Annotated in this window: 14 protein-coding genes and 3 pseudogenes; 10 read left to right on the forward strand and 7 right to left on the reverse strand. The window is 64.2% G+C overall.

What is annotated here, in order from left to right:
• Positions 1–121 precede the first annotated feature (121 nt).
• Positions 122–2,836, forward strand: a complete 2,715-nt coding sequence (gene galB / locus EWH12_RS03725) for a beta-galactosidase GalB (RefSeq protein ID WP_242495945.1) — start codon at positions 122–124, stop codon at positions 2,834–2,836.
• A gap of 34 nt (positions 2,837–2,870) precedes the next feature.
• Here galB and EWH12_RS03730 read toward each other — a convergent pair whose 3' ends face one another.
• From EWH12_RS03730 to EWH12_RS03755, 6 genes are read right to left on the reverse strand one after another with little or no spacing between them, the layout of a single operon-like run.
• Positions 2,871–4,316, reverse strand: a complete 1,446-nt coding sequence (locus tag EWH12_RS03730) for a GH1 family beta-glucosidase (RefSeq protein WP_129925759.1) — start codon at positions 4,314–4,316, stop codon at positions 2,871–2,873.
• A gap of 13 nt (positions 4,317–4,329) precedes the next feature.
• On the reverse strand, positions 4,330–6,648 hold the full coding sequence (locus tag EWH12_RS03735) for a glycoside hydrolase family 31 protein (protein WP_129925760.1): 2,319 nt from the start codon (positions 6,646–6,648) through the stop codon (positions 4,330–4,332).
• A 19-nt stretch (positions 6,649–6,667) separates the two neighbouring features.
• Complete coding sequence (locus EWH12_RS03740) at positions 6,668–8,293, reverse strand: alpha-L-fucosidase (protein WP_129925761.1); 1,626 nt, start codon at positions 8,291–8,293, stop codon at positions 6,668–6,670.
• The gene (locus EWH12_RS03745) at positions 8,290–9,087 is read right to left on the reverse strand and encodes an SGNH/GDSL hydrolase family protein (RefSeq protein WP_165363563.1); all 798 of its coding nucleotides are present in this window, start codon (positions 9,085–9,087) and stop codon (positions 8,290–8,292) included. Before EWH12_RS03745 ends, EWH12_RS03740 begins: the two co-directional genes overlap by 4 nt.
• Positions 9,088–9,139: 52 nt before the next feature.
• Positions 9,140–10,108, reverse strand: a complete 969-nt coding sequence (locus tag EWH12_RS03750; protein ID WP_129925763.1) for an alpha/beta hydrolase — start codon at positions 10,106–10,108, stop codon at positions 9,140–9,142.
• Positions 10,105–10,890: an IclR family transcriptional regulator gene (locus EWH12_RS03755; RefSeq protein WP_066608004.1), complete on the reverse strand. Its 786-nt coding sequence runs from the start codon at positions 10,888–10,890 to the stop codon at positions 10,105–10,107. Before EWH12_RS03755 ends, EWH12_RS03750 begins: the two co-directional genes overlap by 4 nt.
• Positions 10,891–11,142: 252 nt before the next feature.
• Here EWH12_RS03755 and EWH12_RS03760 point away from each other — a divergent pair.
• Positions 11,143–11,649, forward strand: a pseudogene (locus EWH12_RS03760) (TonB-dependent receptor plug domain-containing protein); the annotation flags it as partial.
• Positions 11,650–11,710: 61 nt separating this feature from the next.
• Here the strand turns inward: EWH12_RS03760 and EWH12_RS03765 are convergent.
• A complete protein-coding gene (locus EWH12_RS03765) occupies positions 11,711–12,271 on the reverse strand; it encodes a recombinase family protein (RefSeq protein ID WP_129925764.1) in 561 nt (186 codons plus the stop codon).
• 173 nt (positions 12,272–12,444) lie between these two features.
• On the opposite strand from EWH12_RS03765, the gene EWH12_RS03770 reads away from it, so the two are divergent.
• From EWH12_RS03770 to EWH12_RS03805, 8 genes and pseudogenes are all read left to right on the forward strand, one after another.
• Positions 12,445–15,414, forward strand: a complete 2,970-nt coding sequence (locus tag EWH12_RS03770) for a Tn3 family transposase (RefSeq protein WP_129925765.1) — start codon at positions 12,445–12,447, stop codon at positions 15,412–15,414.
• Positions 15,415–15,474: 60 nt separating this feature from the next.
• Positions 15,475–17,667 (forward strand): annotated as a pseudogene (locus EWH12_RS03775) (TonB-dependent receptor); the annotation flags it as partial.
• A gap of 92 nt (positions 17,668–17,759) precedes the next feature.
• Entirely contained in the window at positions 17,760–18,983 is a 1,224-nt protein-coding gene (fucP, locus tag EWH12_RS03780; RefSeq protein WP_066608008.1) for an L-fucose:H+ symporter permease, read from the forward strand.
• Positions 18,980–19,921: pseudogene (locus EWH12_RS03785) on the forward strand (aldo/keto reductase); the annotation flags it as partial. The gene fucP and the pseudogene EWH12_RS03785, both read left to right, overlap by 4 nt.
• Before the next feature lie 314 nt (positions 19,922–20,235).
• The gene (locus tag EWH12_RS03790) at positions 20,236–21,450 is read left to right on the forward strand and encodes a UxaA family hydrolase (protein ID WP_129925766.1); all 1,215 of its coding nucleotides are present in this window, start codon (positions 20,236–20,238) and stop codon (positions 21,448–21,450) included.
• Entirely contained in the window at positions 21,447–22,178 is a 732-nt protein-coding gene (locus EWH12_RS03795; RefSeq protein WP_207212353.1) for an SDR family oxidoreductase, read from the forward strand. Before EWH12_RS03790 ends, EWH12_RS03795 begins: the two co-directional genes overlap by 4 nt.
• Positions 22,178–22,522: an L-rhamnose mutarotase gene (locus EWH12_RS03800; protein WP_129925768.1), complete on the forward strand. Its 345-nt coding sequence runs from the start codon at positions 22,178–22,180 to the stop codon at positions 22,520–22,522. The genes EWH12_RS03795 and EWH12_RS03800 overlap by 1 nt, the downstream gene beginning before the upstream one ends.
• A gap of 10 nt (positions 22,523–22,532) precedes the next feature.
• Entirely contained in the window at positions 22,533–24,140 is a 1,608-nt protein-coding gene (locus EWH12_RS03805) for a DUF5597 domain-containing protein (RefSeq protein WP_129925769.1), read from the forward strand.
• The last annotated feature ends 31 nt before the right edge of the window (positions 24,141–24,171 follow it).

Genomic DNA, 24,171 nt, shown 5'->3' on the forward strand with positions numbered 1-24,171 from the left:
CATAGGGGATCGGCATATATATCGGCCCGATCGCCGATCGCGACTTCCACTCTTGCCAAGTTGGGCGCTATCGCTCAGAGTAATGATAACGCTACCAGATTGCGGAGGGCCGGGAGAGGAAATGATGGTGCAACTGTCCATGTCGTTGTCGCGATCGCGATTTATGCGGGGACTGTCGCTCGCCGTGACTGGCCTGGCCGCGCTGGCGACGGCGGGCTTCACCCCTCTCGCTATCGCCGCCGACAGCGTGTCGATCAGCCGCGACTGGCGCTTTGCCAAGGGCGACCCGGCCGGCCTCACCACCGACCTGCGCTATGACGTCCGACCGCCGATCGACGATGCAGGCGACGGCAAGCTGGCCGACACGCCCGCCGACGCAGCCGTGAAGGTGGACGACGGCGGCGCGCAGGTGTTGAAACCCTGGATACTCCCCAGCGCCAACCCCTTCATCAAGGATGCGGCCAAACATCATGTCCGCCCGGCGGGCAATCCCGGCGGCGATGTCCCTTATGTGCAGGCGTATTTCGACGACAGCACCTGGACCAAGGTGGACCTGCCGCATGACTGGGCGATCGCCGGGCCGTTCATCAAGGATGGCCCCTATGGCGGCATGGGTCGCCTGCCCAGCTGGGGCATCGGCTGGTATCGCAGGACGCTGGACATCCCCGCGCGCGACAAGGGCAAGTCGATCTTCCTCGATGTCGAAGGGGCGATGTCCTACGCGACCGTCTGGCTGAACGGGAAGCTCGTCGGCGGCTGGCCCTTTGGCTATAACAGCTTCCGCCTCGACCTGACCCCCTATGCGGTGCCGGGGAGCAGGAACCAGCTCGCCATCCGGCTCGACAACCCGCAGGCTTCGGCCCGCTGGTATCCGGGCGGCGGCCTCTATCGCGACATTTACCTCACCACCGCGAACAAGGTCCATGTCGGCCAGTGGGGCGGCACGGTCCGCACCCCGCAGGTGAGCAAGGCACAGGCGACCATCGACCTCAGCCTGACCCTCGACAATGACGGCGACAAGGTAGCGCAGGTCGAAGTCGCGACCGCGCTCTACGCGCTCGACACCAACGGCAAGCGCACCGGCCGCCCGGTCGCCACCATTGCGCGCCAGTCCGCCAGCATCGCACCGGGCGCCAAGGCGGTGCTGAACGGCAGCACGATCCTGACCAACCCCCGCCTCTGGGGACCGCCGCCGACACAACAGCCAAACCGCTATATCGCCCTGTCCACCGTGACCCAGGGCGGCAGGACGATCGACACCTATGAAACCCGCTTCGGCGTGCGCGACATTCAATTCGATCCCGACAAAGGCGTGATCGTCAATGGCGAACATATCCCGCTGCGCGGCGTCAACAACCATCATGATCTCGGCGCGATCGGCGCGGCCTTCAACCGCCGGGCTGCCCAGCGCCAGCTTGAAATCCTGCGCGACATGGGCGCCAACGCCGTGCGCATGAGTCACAATCCGCCCGCGCCGGAATTGCTCGAACTCACCGACCAGATGGGCTTCCTCGTCATGGACGAGATATTCGACAGCTGGGAAAAGAAGAAGACGCCCCACGACTTTCACCTGATTTTCCCCGACTGGCATGAGGCCGACCTGCGGTCGATGCTGCGGCGCGACCGCAACCACCCCTCCATCATAATGTGGAGCGTCGGCAACGAAGTCGGCGAACAATATGATGGCGAAGCCGGCGCGAAGATCGGCCGCGAACTCATCGCCATCGCGCATGAGGAAGACCCGACGCGCCTCGCGACCGGCGCGATGAACTTCGCCAAGGCGGACATGCTGCTGCCCACAACCGTTGATGTCATCAGCCTGAACTATCAGGGCGCGGGCATCCGCGGCATCATCGGCCAATATCCCGCCTTCCGCGCCAAATTCCCCGACAAGGTCATCCTGTCCACCGAAAGCGCATCGGCGCTGTCCAGCCGGGGCGAATATATGTTCCCGGTCGCCGGCGCGATCAGCGGTCCGGTGCGGCCCTGGTCTGGCGGCAATCCCGACACGCATCAGGTGTCGGCCTATGAACTGCACGCGGCCGATTTCGGCTCTTCGCCTGACCGGGTATGGGCGGCCGACGACCAGAATCCCTATGTCGCGGGTGAATTCGTCTGGACGGGCTTTGACTATCTGGGCGAACCGACGCCCTATTACACATCGCGCAGCAGCTATTCGGGCATCGTCGACCTCGCCGGTTTCCCCAAGGACCGCTTCTGGCTCTATCAGGCGCGCTGGAGGCCGGACCTGAAATTCGCCCATATCCTGCCGCACTGGAGCTGGCCGGATCGCGTCGGCCAGATCACGCCGGTCCATGTCTTCTCTTCCGCGGACGCGGCGGAACTGTTCGTCAACGGCCAGTCGCAGGGCAAGATCAAGAAGCGCGACTATGAATATCGCTTCCGCTGGGACTATGTCGTCTATGCACCGGGCGAGGTGAAGGTCGTCACCTGGAAGGACGACAAGCCCTGGGCGACCGAAACGGTCCGCACCGTGGGCGAAGCGGCGAAACTGTCCTTGACCGCCGACCGGTCGACTATCGCCGATGATGGCCGCGACCTCAGCTTCGTGACGCTCAAAGTCCTGGACAGGGACGGCCATGTCGTCCCCGCCGCCAAGCAGACTATCAGCTTCACGATCGAGGGGCCGGGCCAGATCGTCGCCACCGACAATGGCGACCCCACCGACCTCAACGCCTTCCCCTCGCACAGCCGCGCCGCCTTCAACGGCCTGGCGCTGGCGATCGTGAAGGCCAACCGACCCGGCAAAATCATCCTGCGCGCCCACGCCGAAGGATTGGGCGAAACGCAGGTAGCGATCAGCGCGAAGCGCTAAAGCAAAGGGGGCGGATCATGCCGCCCCCTGTCCGTCACACCAGCCTGTTGGTCCGCACCAGTTCGCGATACCAGTCAGCGCTCAGCTTGGGCGTGCGCTTCTGGGTCTTGAAATCGACATGATGGATGCCGAACAGCTTGCTATAGCCGTCCTCCCACTCGAAATTGTCCATCAGGCTCCACACGAAATAGCCCTTCACCGGAATCCCCTCGCGCGTGGCGCGTTGCAGGTGGGTCAGATAGTTGCGCAGATACATGACGCGGTCGGTGTCATAGACCTTGCCGTCTTCGGCCACCTTGTCGTCGGCCGAGCAGCCATTTTCCGAGATGTAGAGGCCCTTGGGCTTCCAGTTTTCGCTGATGGCGCGCATTCCCCAATAGATGACCTCCGGCGTGACATAGAGCCAGGGGGAGGGCATACGCGGCGCCTGGCCGGGATGCGGCAATATCCTGTAGCCCGACGGCGCAGTCTCGTCGGCGCGGACGGTGTTGCCGGTATAGACATTGACCGACAGGAAATCGAGCGGCGCGCCGATCAGCTTCATGTCGCTATCCTTGACCACCGGGGCATCCTTGCCCTGCGCGGTCAGATAGCTGTCGATATAGCGGCCTTCCATGATGGCGGTGAGGAACATGGCGTTCTCCTCGCGCACGGCCTTCTTCACCGCCTCGATATGCTCCGGCGTCTCGATCGCGGGCACGAAGACGCTGGGATTGTCGGCGATGCCGACCTGCGTCCCCGCCCTGGTCGCCGCGCGGATGGCCTGCACGCCCAGGCCGTGGGCCAGCACGCCATGATGGCGGATCTGGTTCACCTCCTTCATCGGCAGCTTCAGGCCCGGCGCCTTGCCGCCGGTCATGTAGCTGAGGTCCGTGAAGCATCGCAGTTCGTTGACCGTCATGAAATGCCCCACCCGGTCGCCCAGCTTGCTGGCGGTGTAACCGGCATAGTCGGCGAAGGCATAGCTGGTGTCCCGGTTCTGCCAACCGCCCGGCAGCGCATGGGGCAAGTCCCAGTGGAACATGGTGACATGCGGCGTGATGCCGGCGGCCAGCAGGCCATCGACCAACCGATTATAATAATCCAGCCCCTTGGTATTGGGCTTGCCTTTCCCATCGGGGAAGATGCGCGACCAGGCGATGGAGAAGCGATAGGCTTTGACGCCCAATGCCTTGAGCAGCACGATATCGTCGCCATAACGATGATAGCTGTCACAGGCGACATCACCCGTATCGCCATTGGCGACCTTGCCGGGCGTGTGCGAAAACACGTCCCAATTGGTCTGCCCGCGGCCATCCTCCTTCGCCGCGCCCTCGATCTGATAGGCAGCGGTAGCGCAGCCCCACAGGAAGTCGGCGGGGAAAGCGCTGTCGCCCTGCGGCCGAGCGGTCTGCGCACCGGCGTTGCTGCCTGCCAGGCCCGCGCCCAATGCGGCCGCGCCCAATCCCATGCCCAGTTCGCGGCGATTGATACCCGTCATAGCTCGAAACTCCTTATTGACCAACGACCTGCACCAGCCCGGCGATCGCCTGGCCGGAGGGTAGCTTCGTCTTGCTCGTCAGCGATTTGGCGGCGTCGTTCCAGACCAGTTCGGCCTTGATGCCCCCGTTGCGATAGGCGTTGGTCGTGCCATCATCGTCATAAAGGGTGAAGCGCGCGTCCGCGCCGGGATAAACGCGGATGCTCTCCAGCGCCTGTTTTTCCGCCGTGCTTTGCACCTGAACGCCCATCGGCACGATCGATCCGGCCTTCACGAACAGCGGTATGCGGTTGATCGGCGTTTCGACTTCGACGCTCTGGCCGCCCTCGAACCGCTGGTTGGTCCAATAATCATACCAGGCGGTGCCGGCGGGCAGGTAGACCGGGCGCCTGGTCTGGCCCTGCGCCGTCACGGGGGCGACCAGGAAGGCGGGACCGAACATATATTGGTCGCCGATGTCGGACACTTTGGGATCGTTCGGGAAGTCCATGAACAGCCCGCGCATGAACGGCGCGCCGGTGTCGTAAGTGTGCCGGCCCAACGCATAGATATAGGGCATCAATGTATAGCGCAGCCGCAGCCAGTCGCCCAGGATCGGCTCGGCCGCCTTGCCATATTCCCACAGCGCCGTGCCCGGCCGCTGGCCGTGGATGCGCAGCGTGGGCGTGAAGACGCTATATTGGAACCAGCGGACGAACAGTTCGGGATAGTCGGGATAGCTGGCGTCCATGGCCGTTGCGCCGGCCGGATCGACCAGAATCGGGTTTTCCGCCTTCGGTCCTTGGGGATATTGCCAGCCGCCAATATCGCTGCCCCAATAGGCCAGGCCCGACGCGGTGAAGTTAAGGCCGGCGGGCACCTGCCGCTCTAGCGCTTCCCAGGTCGATTTAACGTCCGACGACCAGAACAGGCCGCCATTGCGCTGCGACCCCAGATAAGCGGCGCGGGCGAGGATCATGTTGCGGAAACCGGGCCGGTCGCGCTCGGAACCTTCCGCGACGCCCATCGTATGCGCCAACGGGAAGAGGTTGCGATAGCGGTCGCCCGATCCGATCGAAAATTGATAGCCGTCGGGGATCAGGTCCGGTTCCGTCTCGTCCAGCCAGAACCAGTCGAACCCCTGTGATGCGATATTGTCGCGGATCTTGCCCCAAAACCATTCGCGCGCCTGCGGGTTGGTGCTGTCGATCAGCGCGCCGGCCCGGTCGGACCGCATCGGCAGGCCGTCGATGGGATGGCCGTCCTTGTCATGCAGGAACCAGCCCTTGGCCTTGAGAAACTCGAAATAGCGCCCCTCGCGCTCGAAACGCGGCCAGACGCTGATGATCGATCGCATCCCCATGGCGTTCAACTGGTCGTTCATTCCCTTGGGATCGGGGAAATAGCTGCGGTCGATGTCGAGCTGGCCCATGCGGGTCCAGTAGAACCAGTCCAGCACCATCACGTCGAGCGGCAGGTTCCGCTGGCGATAGCCATGGGCGATGTCGAGCAGTTCCTGCTGGCTCTCATAGCGCGCCTTGCTCTGGATCAGGCCGAAACCGGCCTTGGGCGGCAAAGGCGTCTCACCGGTGAGCTTCGCGTAACCGGCGTAAAGTTCGTCGGTCGTCTTGCCGGTGATGACGAAGAAGGAGACGCGCTCGCCCACCTGGCTCTGGAAGCGGGTTGTGCTGTGCAGGCCCGGCCATACCAGCGTGCGGGCCGGATTGTCCCAGACGATGCCATAGCCCTTGTTGGTGACGAGAAAGGGGACGCAGACGGTCTCGCCGGCCGGGGCGTCATAGCTGTGCGAACAGTCGATCTGCTTGCCGCGCAGATCCATATAGCCTTCCTGGTTCTGGCCCAGGCCGTAATAATGCTCGTCCAGCGGCGCGTCGAAGCTGGCGGCGACCTTGAAGGTCTTTTCGCCATTGACCGTCACCGGCGCCATTTCCCAGCCGGTCATCTTGGTGAGGACATTACCAGCAGCATCCTTCACCGACAGGCTGACCGGGGGCAGGGCGGGCGCGAAATAGCGCTCCATCTGCGTGGGCGCCTTGGGCCATGGCTTGGCGTCGATCGTCAACGTCAGGGCGGTAGAGGCGAACACATCCCCGCTCGCATCGCTGCGATGGGTCCATCCGGTCGCGTCCGCCTTCGCATTCGGCCCTTCGCCCGGCGCGGCCGAAGCGAGGTCGGGGTCCATCGCGATCGTCACCCGCACGATATTGGGCGCATAGGGCTCGACCGCCACGCGGCTGCCATGGCGATCGAGCAGCGCCATCGGTTCGGCCAGCGCCGGGGCGGTGAGGCAGGACGCGCCCAGTGCGATCCATTTGAAGCTCTTTGCGATCATCCCTGTAAATCCCTGTATTTCAAACGAGGCCATGGCCGTCGATGCGGACGACCGGCACGAAATGGACGCCATGCGGCATGGTGAGATGGAGGCCCGCGCCATCCTGACGGAAGGCGACCGGACCACCGCCGAGCAGTGTCACTTGGCTGATTGTGCCGCCCACGCGACCCCGCGCCAGTGAGCGGATGGTCGTAGATCCCTGCGCCCGGCCCAGGAACAGCGCATAGAGCGCCCCCTTGTTGGTGGTGAAGCGGATGTCCTGCGCGGTGAAGGGCTTGGCCTTCTCCTCATTCTGCATCCCTGCGATCAGTTGCGTCGGCCCTTCGCCATAGACGCGCCAGGGCCGCGACCCGAAGATCGCCTCGCCGCCATGCGTCACCCATCCGGCCATGCCGTCCAGCACCTTCTCCGTCTCGCTGTCGATCGATCCGTCGCCCGGTTGCGGGATGGACAGCAGCAGGTTGCCGTTCTTCGACACGACATCGGCCAGCCGCTGGATGACTTCCTCCGCGCTCTTGTAGCTTTTGTCCTGCTGCCGCGCTGTATTGTAGAACCAGTCGCCGATGCAGGTGTCGGTCTGCCATGGCTCGTCCCATAGCCTGTCGGTAAAGCCGCGCTCGACATCCTGCACCATGCCGAAGCGCGCATAGGGCTTGAGCTGCTTGCCGGTCAGCACGACGTCGATCTGGCCGTGCCAGCCGATCGACCGGTTATAATAATCCGCCGCCGCCTCCAGCCCGACCGGGCCGAAGGGCAGTTCATGATCGTCCATATACACCATGTCGGGCTTATATTTGGCCACCAGATCGGTCTGGCGCAGCAGCCAGCGGGTGACATAGGCCGGGTCGTCCTTCGGCCCGGTCTCGATCCACTGGCCGTTATTGGCGTCGTGCCACTTGTCCATCGCCTCGATCGTGTCGATGCCGTCGGGCAGCACGGCATGGCCGCCGGTATAGAGTTCCTGCGGGTCCAGCCCCTCCCACCATTGCCCCTTGCCGTCCGCCTTGCGCAGGCGGAACGCATCGTAACGCTCGCCCTTCTTCGGCCCTGTCGGATCATAGCCATAGGCCGGCTGATACCAGTGCCAGGCATGGGCGGCATGGTTGGACACGCCGAACTTCATGCCGGCCTTGCGCGCCGCCTGTTCCCAGATGCCGACGATGTCCTTCTTAGGCCCGACGCGCAGGCTGTTCCAGGCATGATAGCGGCTGTCGTAGCAGTCCAGATTGTCGTGATGGCAGGCGAGCGCCATGAAATATTTGGCGCCCGCCTTCTGATAGCGGGCCATCAGTGCGTCGGGTTCCCATTTGTCGGCGGTCCAGAGATTCTGGATATCCTTCATCCCCGCGACCGACGGATGGCCGTAGGTTTTCAGGTGATGCTCGTACATCGGGTGGCCCTGCATATATAGGAAACGGCCATACCAGTCGCCCTGCGCCGGCACCGATTGCGGCCCCCAATGCGACCACATGCCCAGCTTCGCGTCGCGGAACCAGTCGGGATAGCGGTAATTGGCGACCAGCGAGGACCAGCTTGGCTGCACCGGGCCGTGCATCGTACCCATCGGGCTGGCCGCGCGCGCGGCGCGGGCCAGGCCCAGTGCGGCGGCGCCCGCCAGGAACGATCGGCGTCCCAGCATCGTCATTGGATTTCCCTCAAAGCCTTTTCGATCGCCTGCCGCGCCAGCGGGCGCATGATCGCATAGCCTTCCGCCGTCGGATGGACGCCGTCGGTGGACAGTCCCGGCTTCATCGCTCCGTCCGCCTGCGCCATGGCGGCATGATAATCGACATAGGTGAAGCCCCGGCTGCGGGCATAATCGGACAACCACCTATTAATCGCCGCGATCTGCGGCGCGGGTCGCAACCCCGGACTCCAGGGGAAGGCGCCCGCCGGGGGAACGGACGCGAGAACGACCTTGATCCGATGGGCATCGGCCAGTTCGGCCATGGTCTGGATATTGCCCAGCACCGTGTCCATCGTCGCCGCGCCGGTGTTGCCGGCGATATCGTTGGTCATCGCCATGATATGGACCACCTGCGGCTTCAGCGCGATCACGTCCTGCCGGAAACGCACCAGCATCTGGGCCGTGGTCTGCCCGCTGATGCCGCGATCGACCTGCCCGTCGGTGAACATCGACGGATCGGCATTGATCCAGTTGTCGGTGATGGAATCGCCCATGAACACCGCCCGCACCGGCTTGCCCTCCAGCGCCTTGTTGTCGGCGGCATAGCGGCATAGCTGCCCGAAATCGCGGGTCAGCATGTGCAGGTTCCACAGCGTCCACCCGGCCTGATCGGTCGGCTTGGAATGCATGGGGCAGGGGTCTGCGACGATGCCGACCGGATCGTCGACATGGGGATCGCCCGGCACCTTGCTGACGGCGAAAGCCGGGCCGGTCAGCGCCAATGCGCCACATAAAGCGATAAGATGCCGCATCCTCTTCCTCATTTCTGATCGGTCGTCATCATCATTGTCGTGGCGCGTATCGTCATGCCGGGATCAGCCCATGGCGCGCGGCGAAGGTCGCGAACAGATCGGGCCAGGCGGCGGCCTGCATCGTCCGGGGCAGGCGCACGCCGAAGCCATGTCCGCCATCCTCGAAGATATGGAGCGCGACCGGGCGCTGCGCCGCTTCCATCGCCTGGAACAGGGCGATGCTGTTGGCGGGCGGGACCAACCCGTCATCGCCGGCATGGACCAGGAACAGTGGGGGCGTCCCCGCATCGACCCGCAACTCGACCGATCGCGCCCGGCGCATGTCGGTCGATGCGTCCGGCCCCAGCAGCATGTCGCGCGATCCGTCATGGGTGAAGGGGGCGTCAAGACTGACGACAGGATAGACCAGCCCGGCTATAGCGGGCCGGGCATCCTGCCGGTCGGCGGCATCGACGGGATCATAGACTCGCTCACTATGGCGCGTCGCCAGCGACCCGGCCAGATGCCCGCCGGCGGAAAAGCCGAGCACGCCGATCCGGTCCTGTGCGACACCGAGTTGGACAGCATTCGCGCGAATCATTCGCATCGCCCGCTGCGCATCCTGCAACGGCACATCTTCCCGCTGCGCCCAACCTTCGCCGGGCAGGCGGTAGAGCAGGATGAAGACGGTAATGCCACGCGCATTCAGCCAGTCGGCCTGGCTGGTCCCTTCATTGTCGTAGGACAGGAAGCCATAGCCCCCGCCCGGAACCACCAGCATCGCCGCGCCATTGGGGCGGGCAGGGCGGCGCACGACCAGCACCGGGCGGTCAATGCCTGTGACCCAGCGATCGGGCGTGGTCGGGTCTTTCGACTGGTCGGCGATCTTGCGGACGATCCGCGCGCCCTTCCCGCCCGGCGGCGTGCCCGGCCACAGGTCGATCAGTTCGTCGGCGGCGTTTGTCTGCGCAGCGGCCAGGCCCGGCAGCGCAGCGAGTCCCGTTGCCGCCAGCAAGGCCGCACGTCGGTCCATGTCGCTCATTGTCCGCCCTCCACTTCGCGGGGGGGCGCCAGCATGATCGGCGACATCGCGCTTCCGATCATGGCGGCCGCGTCGCGCACCAACTGGCTGCACGCCTCCACCGTCGCCCGGTTCGCCGCGCCATCGACGAAGGGCATGGTCAGCGCCGCGCGCGCGACCCCGCCGGCCAGGATCGGCGCGGACAGGTCGGTTATGCCGGTCAGCATCGGGCTGGGCGCGATCGCGCCGCCATTGGCCACCGCCGCGTCCAGCCGTTCGGCCAGTTCGGCCTCATTCAGCGTTTCGCCGGTGGCGCGGATATCGTCCAGCATCGCCGCCCGCGCTTCGGGCGGCTGGAAGGCGAGCAGGATGCGCCCGGAATTGGAGCGATGCAGCGGCCGGCGATAACCCACGCGCACGGCAAAGCCCGACAGGCCCGGCGCTTCGATCGCGATGATGACGACCATCTCCGCACCCGACGCGACCGCGAGATGACAGCTCTGCCCGGCCCGGCGCGCCAGATCCTGCATCACCGGCAGGGCGGTGGAGGCCAGGTCGCGGATCGGCGGCTGGCTCATGCCCAGCGCGAACAGCCGGTTGGTCAGGCGATAGCCTTCCTCGGCGCGGGCGATATAGCCATGCTCTTCCAACACCTGCAACATACGGAAAATCTCGCTCACCGACCGGCCAAGCGCGATGGATATGTCAGACATTATGAGCGGGTCGCTGGCGGCGGCCAGAAGCTCCAATATTTCCAGGCCTTTTGTGAGCGCGGGCGCCTGATAGCGCGTCTTGCCTGTCATGCGGCTCCATTTCCCCTCTCCAAATCGATGATGTTTCACCTATAGGACCATCCTCGCCGGTTCGAACCTCCTACACATTATCCACATATAAAATCAATTTTTATATTTCATAATTTAAAATGTGGGAGTAATGGAAGCTCGTCTTGTTACCGCTCCCAAAGTGGGCGAGGCGCATAAGGGAAGGTTTTCGGCGGCCGAAGTGGTCGCGAATCGAACGCTCCGATCGGGGCGTCAGGGAGAGGAAGGGGTTTCATGACCAAGATCACGCCTATGCCGCGTCGCGCCGCGTTGCTGGCCGGCATTTCGATCGCCAGCATCGCGCTGGGGACCAACGTCCATGCGCAGGAAGCCACGCCGCCGCAGCCCGCCGCGACCGATGGCGACATCGTCGTCACCGGCGTCCGCGCCAGCCTGTCGAGCGCCCAGGCGATCAAGCGCAACAGCGACGTCATCGTCGATTCGATCGTCGCCGAAGACATCGGCAAGCTGCCCGACCGCAACGTCGCCGAAGCGTTGCAGCGCATTCCCGGCATTCAGGTCCAGCGCCGCTTTGGCGAAGGCAGCTCGGTCGCAATCCGCGGCCTGACCCAGGTCCGCACCGAACTGAACGGTCGCGACATCTTCACCGCCAGCGGCGCCAACCAGCTTAATCTGGAGGATATTCCGTCAGAACTGCTGGCTGGCATCGACGTCTACAAGAATCCGTCGGCCGACCTGATCGAAGATCAGTTGTCAGGCACGATCAATTTCCGCACCCGGGCGTCACCTCAAGGTTTGTGCGCCAGACAACGATTTGGTGGACATGATGAGAACATTAACGTCATGCGGCCGCGCGGAGATACTGATATAGGGTTTCGCGGCTGATCCCCAGGTCGCGGGCGATGACGGCCTTGCGCTCGCCGGCAGCGACACGGCGATGCAACTCGGCCAGCTTTTCATCGGACAGGGACCGTTTCCGCCCACGATAAGCGCCGCGTTGCCTGGCGATCGCAATGCCTTCACGCTGCCGCTCCCGGATCAAGGCGCGCTCGAACTCGGCGAAAGCACCCATGACGGAGAGCATCAGATTGGCCATGGGGGAATCCTCGCCCGAGAAGGTCAGGCTTTCCTTCACGAACTCGATCCGGATGCCCCTTTTGGTGAGAGACTGAACGAGCTTGCGCAGATCGTCGAGATTGCGGGCCAGTCGATCCATGCTGTGGACCACGACGGTATCGCCCTCGCGGGCGAATGCGAGCATGGCGTCGAGCTGGGGCCGGTTGACGTCCTTGCCCGAAGCCTTGTCGGTGAAAATCCGGTCGAGCGACTGCCCTTCCAACTGGCGATCGACATTCTGATCGAATGTGCTCACCCGGACGTAACCGATCCTCTGGCCTTTCATCGTCGCCTCCGGCCAATTTGTCAGGTTGAAATCTATGACACGGTGCGACAGGCGTCAACAAATGTGTTCATCAACTCTATTCTGACAGAATAGCAACCACCGCCCTGACGTCCGGTTAGGCTATACTCCAGATTGACGCTAGCCTGTCGCTCTCGACTCGGGATGGGGGCAGGATGGCGCGGCGGCGATTATTGACCGGAGAAGAAAGGCGTCGCCTGTTCGATATCCCCCATGATGAAACCGCGATCATCGGCCACTATACCCTTGCCGCCGAGGATCTCGAACTGGTCGGCCGCCGCTATCGCCCTGCGAACCGCCTCGGCCTGGCAACGCAGATCGCGCTTATGCGGCATCCCGGCTTCGGTTTGCAGCCCGACATCGACGTCCCCGATGCGGTCCTTCACTATCTCGCTGCCCAGATCGTCGTCGATGCGGCTGCGTTCGTCGACTATGGCCAGCGCGCGCAAACGCGCAACGATCATGCCGACATTGCGGCACGGCATCTGGGGATACGTCCTTTTCGGCGAGGGGATATACCGCTCGCGCTCGATCTCGCAGCAAAAGCTGCGGAGCGGACCGATCGGGGCGAACCTATTGTTCGCGCGCTGATGGAGGGGCTGAAGCAGGAACGCTTCATTCTTCCATCGGCGGACACGCTCGAACGTGCGGGCCTTGCCGGGAGGGCACGCGCCCGCAAGGCCGCGGCGGCGCTCATCGTCGAAAGCCTGAGCCATGCCGAACTGGCACGGATCGACGACCTGATCGTCAACAACAGCGACTTTGGCATGACGCCGCTGGCCTGGCTGCGCAATTACGAGGAAGCGCCCACCACGGCGAACATCAACGGGCTGCTGGAACGGTTGCGCTATGTGCGCGGGATCGGCATCGACCCGGCGATCGGCGCGAAAATCCCCGACTTTCGGTTCGCTCAGTTCATGCGCGAAGGTGGCGCGGCGCCGGCGTTCCTGCTCTCCGACTATAGCCTTAAAAGGCGACGCGCGACGCTGGTCGCGGCAGTCATCGACCTTGATGCCAGGCTCGCCGATAGCGCGATCCAGATGTTCGACAGGCTTGTCGGGGGCCTGTTCACACGGGCGCGGCGGGGCCGCGAAAGGCGCTATCAGGACAGCATCCGCTCGGTCGGCGAACTCATGCGGTTGTTCGGCGCGACGATCGCCGCGCTGGGAGAGGCGGTCGAGCATGGCGGCAATCCGCTCGAACTGATCGACGAAGCGGTAGGCTGGCACAGACTGGTCGCAGCCAAGACGCAGGTCGATGCGCTGGCCGAGCTGGCGGGGGAAGATGCCCTTGTCGCGGCAACGGGCCGCTATGCTACGTTGCGGCGCTTCAGCCCCGCTTTCCTCGACGCATTCACGTTCAAGGCATCGGGAAGCGGATCGCACCTGGTCAAGGCCATCGATATCATTCGCGATGCCAATGCGCGCAAGTTGCGCAGTCTGCCCGAGGGCGTTCCGCTCCCATTCGCCAACCGGCAGTGGAAGCGCCTCATCACCGAAGGTGGTCAGATCGATCGCCGGCGATACGAGACGGCGGTCATGGCCACGCTGCGCGATCGGTTGCGTGCCGGCGACATATGGGTCGAAGGAACCCGCAATTATCGCCGCTTCGACACCTATCTCCTGAGCCGGCGCGAGGCCGGCAAGGTGGCCGACAGCCTGCCATTCCAGACCGATGCGGCCGCCTATCTGGAGGAGCGGGCAAGGACGCTCGACTGGCGGCTGCGCCGTTTCGCCAAGCAGCTCAAGGCGAACAGGCTCGCGGGCGTGGCGCTCGAACGCGACCGGCTCAAGCTGCAACCCATGCCGGCGATCACGCCGCCCGAGGCGGAGGCCCTCGATCGCAGGCTCGATGCCTTGCTGCCGCGCGTGCGGATCACCGAACTTCTGGTCGAGGTGGCCGAGCGCACCGGATTCCTGAGGGCGTTCCGCGATCTTCGTTCCGGCAAGGAGCATGACAACCCGCATGCGATCCTTGCCGCCATTCTGGCGGATGGATCGAATCTCGGCCTGGAGCGGATGGCCAACGCCAGCGACGGGGTGAGCTATGCCCAGCTTGCCTGGACGCACAACTGGTATCTGTCGCCCGAAAATTATCAGGCTGCGCTGGGCATGATCGTAGCCGCGCACCATGATCTTCCCTTCACCCGCCATTGGGGTGCCGGCACCAGTTCATCCTCCGACGGGCAGTTTTTCCGCTCAGGTCGCAGCCGATCGGCGGCGGCCGACATCAATGCGAAATATGGCAGCGAGCCGGGCCTGAAGATCTACTCCCACCTGTCCGATCATTTTGCCTCGTTCGGATCGCGGATCATGTCGGCCACCGCCGGCGAGGCCCCTTATGTGCTGGACGGTCTGATGCTCGGCGCCGGCTCGCTGCCGCTGCATGAGCATTATACCGATACCGGCGGCGCGACGGACCATGTCTTTGCCCTTTGCCATCTTCTCGGCTTCCGGTTCGTGCCCCGTCTGCGCGACATCGCCGACCGGAAACTCGGCTCGATCGCCGCACGATCCACTTACAAGGGCATCGAAAGCCTTATGGGCCGCACGATCAAGATCTCCGCGATCGAAGCCGATTGGGATGACATCGTCAGGATCGTCGCCTCCATCAAGGAGGGAACCGTCGCGCCCTCCGCGATCCTGCGCAAGCTGGCCGCCTACAAGCGCCAGAACAGGCTGGATTTCGCGCTGGCCGAACTCGGCCGCATCGAACGGACGCTGTTCACGCTCGACTGGCTTGAGCAGCCCGACTTGCGCCGCGCCTGCCAAGCCGGCCTCAATAAAGGCGAAGCACGTCATACCCTCGCCGCCGCGATCTACACTAACCGGCAGGGGCGGTTCACCGACCGTTCGATCGAAAATCAGGAATATCGGGCATCGGGCCTCAATCTGCTGATCGCGGCGATTTCCTACTGGAACACCATCTATATGGACAGGGCCGCCCAGCATCTCAAATCATCCGGCGGCACCATCGACGATACGCTTCTTGCCCATCTCTCGCCGATGGGCTGGGCACACATCAGCTTGACCGGCGACTATCTGTGGCACCGGGCAAATCGGCTCTCCCCTGGCGAGTTCCGCACCCTCAACGATCCGATGGCCCGCCTCAAACTCGTGGCATAGCCGATGTTCTCATTATGTCCGCCAAATCGTTGTCTGGCGCACAAACCTTGAGGTGACGCCACCCGCAAGGCGTTCGACTTTGACGGTTTCAAGGCTGCAGCATCCCTGACCCAGAGCCATTTCGATCTGGTCGACCGTTATAAGCCATCGGCCTCGCTCCTGCTCAGCAACCGTTGGGACACGGGCATCGGTGAGATCGGCGTCCTCGCCAGCGTCTCCTTCCAGAAGACCGCCTTCCGCCAGGACACCATTTCGACTGAGCCCTTCTATACGCTCGACCCGTCCGTCCCCGGTGACGCCGCCGTGCTGGCGACTTTGGGCCGCACTGGTCAGACGACCACGCTGCCCCACGGCACCGGCATCGGCGAAGTCTATGGCGATCGCCGCCGCCTGGGTACCGACGTATCGGTCCAGTGGCGCCCCAACGACACGCTGGAATTGACTGCCGAAGTCTTTCGTTCGGATTACAAGTTCCGCTACGACGACTATAGTTTCTTTGCCTATACATCGAACAGCGCGATCCAGCCTCTGCCAGGGGCGCCGTTCACCTATGCCGACAATGGCGATTTCCAGAGCGGCACCTTCATCAACCTGCCCGTTGGCAACAACACCAGTGCGGAAACGCGCCGGTCGAAGACGACCGACTATTCGCTGAATCTGAAGTGGAAGCCTACCGCCAATCTGACCGTCACGGCCGATGGCCAATATGTGGACGCCAAGACGAAGAATCTGCGTTCGATCTTCGGCCTTAATGGCACCGCCGATACGCTGTACCAGGATATTTCGGGTTCGGTGCCGGTCGTGAATATCGGTTCGGCCACTGGCCTCGCCAATCCGGCGACTTACAACAGCGCCTTCTATCTCGACAACCTCAACGAATCGACGGCGTCGGACAGAACGGCAAGGCTGGACGCGGAATATCGTTTCGACGCGGGCGTCCTCTCGTCGATCAAGGCGGGCATCCGCTTCGCCGACCGCAAGAACCGGACGATCGACACCGGCTATCGCTATACCGGCCTGGCAGGGATTCCCAGCCAGTTGGAAAATGTCGATTTGAGTGATTTCTTCCGCGGCGACGCCGACCTGTTCGGCGACATCATCGCCTTCAACCGCGGCATCATCCGCAACTATCAGGATACGCTCGACACGCTGGGCATCGCCGGCGCGCCGGCCTATGTCCAGAGCGGCACCAACGAACAACGTCAAAAGACCTATACCGGCTATGCCACCGCTTTCTTCAAGACCGATCCTGTCGATGGCAATATCGGTGTGCGCGTGGTCCGCACCAATCTCGACGTGTCGGGCTTCTATCAGCAGATCGCGATCATCCAGAATCCCGACGGCACCGAAAGCAACGGTCCGGCCGAATTCAACCCGATCAATGCGTCGCGCAGCTATACGTCAGTGCTGCCCAGCCTGAACCTGCGCGTCCATCTGGCTGACGCCCTGCAATTGCGCCTAGCGGCAGCGAAGAATATTGCGCGGCCCAGCTTTGGCCAGTTGAACCCCAGCCTCAACATTACCGAACCCGGTCAGGCGCAACAGGATCAGTTGCACCTGACCAGCGGCGGCAACCCCTATCTCAAGCCGATGAAATCGGACAATCTCGACCTGTCTCTGGAATGGTATTTCTCGCGCACGGGATCGCTGACGGCGGCCGGCTTCTACAAGAATATCAAAAACTATATTCAGACCGCCGTCACGCCCCGCAACGTCACCTTCAACAACGGCAACACCTATGAATATCAGGTCACGTCCTTCAACAATGTCGCCAAAGGCAAGGTGAAGGGCTTCGAACTGGCCTATCAACAGTTTTTCGACTTCCTGCCTGGACCGCTCAGTGGCCTGGGTATGCAGGCGAACTTCACTTATGTGGACTCCAAGGCGCCGTCGCCGGCGACCACCGGCCCTGTCGTCAACGTCCCGCTGGAACTGCTGTCCAAATATAATTATAACCTTGTCGGCATTTACGAGCTCGGCGGATTGTCGGCGCGTGTCGCCTATAACTGGCGCAGCAAATATGTCGTCACGACGGCGGGTAACGGAACCGGCAATCTGCCGATCTTCAACAAGCCCTTCGGTCAGGTCGATGCATCGATCAGCTATAATGTCACGCCGCAATTCGCGCTGACGGTCGATGGCGTGAACCTGACCAACGCACGCCGATCGACCTATTTCGGCATCGACAGCCGTCCGCGCGATGTCGTCGTCAACGACCGCCGCATCAGCCTGACCGCCCGCATCACCTATTGATGCGCCATGCGGGCGTTTCTACCGTCCCTCCCCTGGCAGACCGGACCCATAATGGACTGGTCTGCCTCTTTGGGAAGAGAGAGGATGCACTGATGCACATCCAGCAAGCCGGTATCGAACGGAGCAGCCGTGCGGCGATGGTCCTGACGACCGGCCTCTTCTTCCTATGGGGGGTGGCGAACAATCTCAACGATGTGCTGATCGCCCATTTCCGGCACGTTTTTTCGCTGTCGGATTTCCAGTCCGGGTTGGTCCAGTCGGCCTTTTATCTGGGCTATTTCTGCTTCGCCATTCCCGCCGCGCTGGCGGCCGAGCGGCTGGGTTACAAGGCGACGGTGATCCTGGGCCTGCTGCTGTTCGGCGGCGGCGCGCTGCTGTTCCTGCCAGCCTCTATCCAACTCAGCTACGGCTTTTTCCTCGTCGCCCTGTTCGTGATCGCCAGCGGCCTCGCCTTTCTGGAGACGGCGGCCAATCCAATGGTCGCGGCGATGGGACCGGCGGAGGGGGCGGCGCAGCGGCTGAACCTGGCGCAGGCGTTCAACCCACTGGGGTCGATCGCGGGCGTGGCGCTGGGCGCGACGCTGATCCTTTCCGATGCGCCGCAACAGGGGGTCGCGGGCGCGGCGGCGGTGCAACTGCCCTATCTCGGCATCGCGCTGGTGGTGCTGGTCTGGGCCGCGGTGCTGACTTTCACGCGCTTTCCTCGCGCCGCGACGCAGGCCGACGGCAGCGGCGGGTCGGCGCTGGCGGGCTATGGCGCGCTGCTGCGTCGCCCCCGCTATATGGCCGGGGTGGCCGCGCAATTTTTCTATGTCGGCGCGCAGGTCGGCATCTGGAGCTACCTGATCCGCTACGCCGAAAGCGTCGTGCCCGGCATCGGCGCGCAAAAGGCGGCCTGGCTGCTCACTTTGTCGCTGGCGCTGTTCATGGTCGGGCGTTTCATCGGCGCGGCCTTGCTGTCGCGGTCCGATGGCGCGCGACTGATGGCGTTGTTCGCGGGGATCAATATCATCCTGTCGCTGGTGGCAGTCGCGGGCGGCATCGTCGGCCTTGCCGCCGTGGTGGCGACCAGCTTCTTCATGTCCATCATGTACCCGACCATCTTCGTCCTGTCGTTGCGCGGTCTGGGGCCGCTGACCAAGGCGGGCGCATCGATGATCGTCATGGCGATCATCGGCGGCGCGGTGCTGACCATGGCGATGGGTCTGTTGTCCGACCTGACCGGCACGATCCGCGCGGCGATGCTGGTGCCCGCGCTCTGCTTCGCGGTCGTGACGCTCTATGCCCGCGCCGCGTGGCGGGAGGGGGTGGCATGATCCCCGCATTAGGCATGGGCACAGCCCCGATCGGCAACCTCTATCGCGCCGTCAGTGACGCGGAGGCGCGCGCCACGCTCGACGCCGCCTGGGATGCGGGCATCCGTTATTATGACACTGCGCCCCATTATGGCTTCGGCCTGGCCGAACGGCGGCTGGGCGTCATGTTGGCGGCGCGCGATCCGGTGGGCGAAGCGGTGCTGTCGACCAAGGTCGGCCGCCTGCTGGCGCCGACCGATGCGCAGGGCGAACGCCACGGTTTCGTCGATGCCGATTCCTATGAGCCGGTGTTCGACTATGGTCATGACGCGGTGCTGCGCGCCTTCGATGGCAGCTGCGCGCGGCTGGGGCGCGACCGCATCGACCTGCTGCTCGCCCATGATCTGGGGCGGGCGACCCATGGCGACGATCATAACCGCCATCTGCGGGCTTTCCTGGACGGTGGCTACCGCGCGATGTGCGAACTGCGCGACGCCGGCGCGGTCGGCGCAATCGGCATCGGCGTCAATGAAGTTGCGATTTGTGACGAACTGCTCGACCATGTCGCGCTGGACATGATCCTGCTCGCCGGACGCTACACGCTGCTGGATCGCAGCGCGGAACGGCTACTGGCGCGCTGCGCCGCGTCGGGCGTGCAGGTGATCGTCGGCGGTCCCTATAATAGCGGCATATTGGCGCGCGATCTCAGCGGCCCGCTCCATTTCGATTATGCCGCGCCGAGCGCGGACATCATCGGCAAGGCGCAGCGCCTGTCGGACGCCTGCGTCAGCTTCAATGTCTCGCTGCCCGCTACGGCCCTGCAATTCCCGCTCCGTCATCCCGCGGTCGTCAGCGTCATCCCCGGCCTGGTCGGCGCGGGTCAGGTCGCCGACACCATGACCCGCCTCTCGACGGCCTTGCCAGACGCGCTTTGGCCCGCGCTCGACGCCTCGCTGAAAGACCCCTCCATGTTGCAGGATGATGCGCGCCTGATCCTGCTGCACCCCCACGACAATGTCCTGATCTGCGTCCGTCCGATCGAAGCGGGCGACATTCTCCCTGCGTCGGGCGGCACGATCCCCGCGCGCGAGGGCGTATCCATCGGCCACAAGATCGCCCGCGCGCCGATGCGCGCCGGCGACAAGGTCATCAAATATGGCGCGCCGATCGGGTCGATGACCGCCGATGCCGCCACTGGCGACTGGGTCCACATGCATAATATGAAAAGCGACTATATCAGCAGCCACACGCGCACCGCGCTGGAGGAGGGGGCATGATCCGGGCCTGGCTCCGGCAGGATGGGCGCAAGGGCATCCGTAATGTCGTCGCGGTCGCCTATCTGGTCGAATGCGCGCATCATGTCGCGCGGCGGATCGTCGACAAGGCCGACGATCCCGATGTGCAGTTGATCGGCTTTCCCGGCTGCTTTCCCAACGCCTATGCCGCCAAGGTGATGGAGGCGATCGCAACCCATCCCAATGTCGGGGGCCTGGTGATCGTGTCGCTGGGGTGCGAAAGTTTCAACCGCGAACGGCTGCTGGCGGTGGCGCGGGCGAGCGGCCGGCCGGCCGAACTGCTGGTGATCCAGGAAACGGGCGGCACGGCCGCGACGATCGCGGCGGGCGCCGAAGCCGTCGCGCGGGTGCGCGCCGCCATCGCCGGGGTTCCGCGCGGGCCGATGGGCGTGGAAGAACTGATCGTCGGCACCATCTGCGGCGGGTCGGACGGGACCAGCGGCATCACCGCCAATCCGGCGGTCGGTCGCGCCTTCGACCGGCTGGTCGCGGACGGTGCCGCCTGCTTATTCGAGGAAACGGGCGAACTGGTCGGCTGTGAAGCGATCATGGCCGACCGCGCTCGCACGCCGGAACTCGCCGTCGCGATCGAGCAATGCGTGCAAAAGGCGGAACGCTATTACGCCATCATGGGCTTCGGCAGCTTCGCGCCCGGCAATGCCGAAGGCGGCCTGACGACGCAGGAAGAAAAGTCGATGGGCGCCTATAGCAAGTCCGGCGCCTCCACCATCGACGGCATATTGAAGCCGGGCGATATTCCCCCGACGGGCGGCCTCTATCTGCTCGACGTCGTGCCCGATGGCGAACCGCGCTTCGGCTTTCCCAATATCTCCGACAATGCGGAGATCGTGGAGTTGATCGCCTGCGGCGCGCATCTCACCCTCTTCACCACCGGCCGTGGATCGGTGGTCGGGTCGGCCATTTCGCCGGTCATCAAAATCTGCGCGAATCCCGACACTGGCCGCCGCCTCGCCGCCGACATGGACATCAATGCGGGCCGGATATTGGAAGGTGCGGCGACGCTGGAACAGGTCGGCACGGAAATCTACGACAAGGTGTTGGCCATCGCCGCGGGCGAACGAAGCATCTCCGAACAATTGGGCCATCAGGAGTTTATTTTGACCTACAAGGCTTTCGACCCCATCGGCCCAGACTGTCTGCCGACGAAGACCGGACTGGGGGGGCGCGCATGAGCGGGCGGCTTGACGGCAAGGTTGCCCTCATCACAGCGGCTGCACGGGGCATCGGCCGGGCCACGGCGCAGCGCTTCGTGGCGGAAGGCGCGCGCGTCATCGCGACCGATCGGGACCGCGGCGCGCTCGACGGGCTGGAGGGCTGCGACCTGCGCACGCTTGACGCAACCGACGGGGCTGCGGTGCGGGCGCTGGCGGCGGAGGTCGGCGCGGTCGACATCCTCGCCAATATTGCGGGCGTGGTCCATGCCGGGACCATCCTCGAATGTAGCCAGGAAGATTGGGATTTCGCCCTCTCGCTCAACATGACCGCCATGTATCACACGATCCGCGCCTTCCTGCCCGGCATGGTGGACAGGGGCGGGGGATCGATCGTCAACATGTCCTCCATCGCCAGTTCGGTGAAGGGCATCCCCAACCGCTTCGCCTATGGCGCCAGCAAGGCGGGCGTGATCGGCCTGACGAAGGCCGTGGCGGCCGATTTTGTGGGGCAGGGCGTGCGCTGCAACTGCATCTGCCCCGGCACGATCGACACGCCCTCGCTGCAACAGCGCCTCCACGATACTGGCGATTATGTTGCGGCGCAGGTGGCGTTCGCGGCGCGCCAGCCAATGGGCCGGCTCGGCCGGGCGGAGGAGATCGCGGCGCTGATGCTGTACCTCGCCAGCGACGAAGCGTCCTTCACCACCGGCGCGGTCCATGTGATCGACGGCGGTTGGGTCAACTGATGCGGCATGTCCTGCTGATCGATCTGGCCGACGATGCGGCGGCCATCGCCCACTATGAGGCCTGGCACGCATCCGGCGCCTTGCCGCCCGCTATCGGCGCCAGCATCCGCGCCGCCGACATCATGGCGATGGACATCTACCGCAGCGGCAACCGGCTGGTCATGCTGATGGAAACCGGCCCCGGTTACGATCCGGCGGCCAAGGCGGCGGCTGACGCCGCCGATCCGGCGGTGCAGGCCTGGGAAGCGCAGATGGGCGCTGTCCAGCATCCGCTCCCCTGGGCCGCGCCCGACGCGAAATGGACGCCGGCGACCCATATCTTCTCCCTCGACGAACAGCCCTGAAAGGCCTTTGATGATGCTCGCCCGGACCCTGATCGCCGCGTCCCTGCTGCTCGCTACCCCCGCCCTGGCGCAGGGCGACACGCCCCATATCGAAAGCAAGGCCGGCCGCCACGCCCTGATCGTGGACGGCGCGCCCTTCCTGATCTTGGGCGGGCAGGTCAATAACAGCAGCAATTATGCCGCGCCGCTGGCGAAGGCCTGGCCGGTGCTCGACCGGATCGGCGCGAACACGGTCGAGGCGCCGATCGCCTGGGAGCAATTGGAGCCACAGGAGGGCAAGTTCGACTTCAGCTTCGTCCAGACGTTGCTCGATGAAGCGCGCCAGCATGACAAGCGCATCGTCCTGCTCTGGTTCGGCGCATGGAAGAATACCGGCCTTGCCTACACGCCGGATTGGGTGAAGCTCGACAATCGCCGCTTCCCGCGCATGAAGACGAAGGACGGGCGGGACCATGGCGTCCTGTCGCCCCATGGCGCAGCGACGCTGGCGGCGGACAAGCGCGCCTTCCTGGCGCTGATGACCTATATTCGCGACCATGACGCCCAGAATACGGTCATTCTGGTCCAGCCGGAAAATGAGGTCGGCAGCTATAAAAATCCACGCGACTACAGCCCCGCCGCGCAGAAACTGTTCGACGGCCCGGTGCCGGCGGCGCTGACCAGGGCGCTGCGAAAGCCCGATGGCAACTGGGCCACGGTCTTCGGCGAAGCGGCCGATCGCGCCTTCAACACCTGGCACACCGCCCGCTATGTCGAGGCGCTGGCGAGCGCGGGCAAGGCGATCAAGCCGCTGCCGATGTATGTGAACGCGGCGCTCGGCGACCCGTTCGGCAAGCCCGATCCGCAAGCGCTGTCGAGCGGCGGGCCGCAGGGTGACGTCATCGACATCTGGAAGGCGGCGGCCCCCTCGATCGATTTCGCCGCGCCCGATATCTACGACCGCGCCAGCCGCAACGTCTTCAAGCATCTCGATCTCTACACCCGGCCCGACAATGCGCTGATGGTACCGGAAATCGGGAACGCCGCAGAATATGCCCGCTATTTCTGGGCGGCGCTGGGGCGAGGGGCGATCGGTTTCGCGCCGTTCGGCATGGATGACACCGGCTATTTCAACTATCCGCTGGGCGCCAAGCGCTTCGACGATGCGACGTTAAACGCCTTCGCCGCCAAATATCGGGTCATGGCATCGGCCCCCTGGGCGAAGATCGCGTTCGATCATCCCGTCTGGGGCGCGGCCAAACCCGACGACGGCATGCCCGTCAGCACGACGATGGGTGACTGGACCATCACCGCCAGCTTTGGCCAATGGCAGTTCGGCCAGCAGGAATGGTTCCCCAAGGCTGACCTGCCCGTCTGGGCGACCGAACCGACGGGCGGCGCGGTCGTCGCCCAATTGTCGGCGAACGAATTTCTCTTCACTGGCGACCATGTCCGCCTGAACTTCGCCGCCAGTCAGGGCAGCGCGCCAGGCGGCATGATCGTCAAGGTGGAAGAGGGGCATTTCGACGAGGGCGCCTGGGTCACGGATCGCGTATGGAACGGCGACCAGACAGATTATGGCCTGAACCTGATCGACCAGCCGGTGTGGATCAAGGTGACGATGGGCCGCTACCGGTAACCATCGACTCCCTGGACAGTTGGCAGCGCCG

Source organism: Sphingobium cupriresistens, assembly GCF_004152865.1.
Classification (GTDB): domain Bacteria; phylum Pseudomonadota; class Alphaproteobacteria; order Sphingomonadales; family Sphingomonadaceae; genus Sphingobium; species Sphingobium cupriresistens.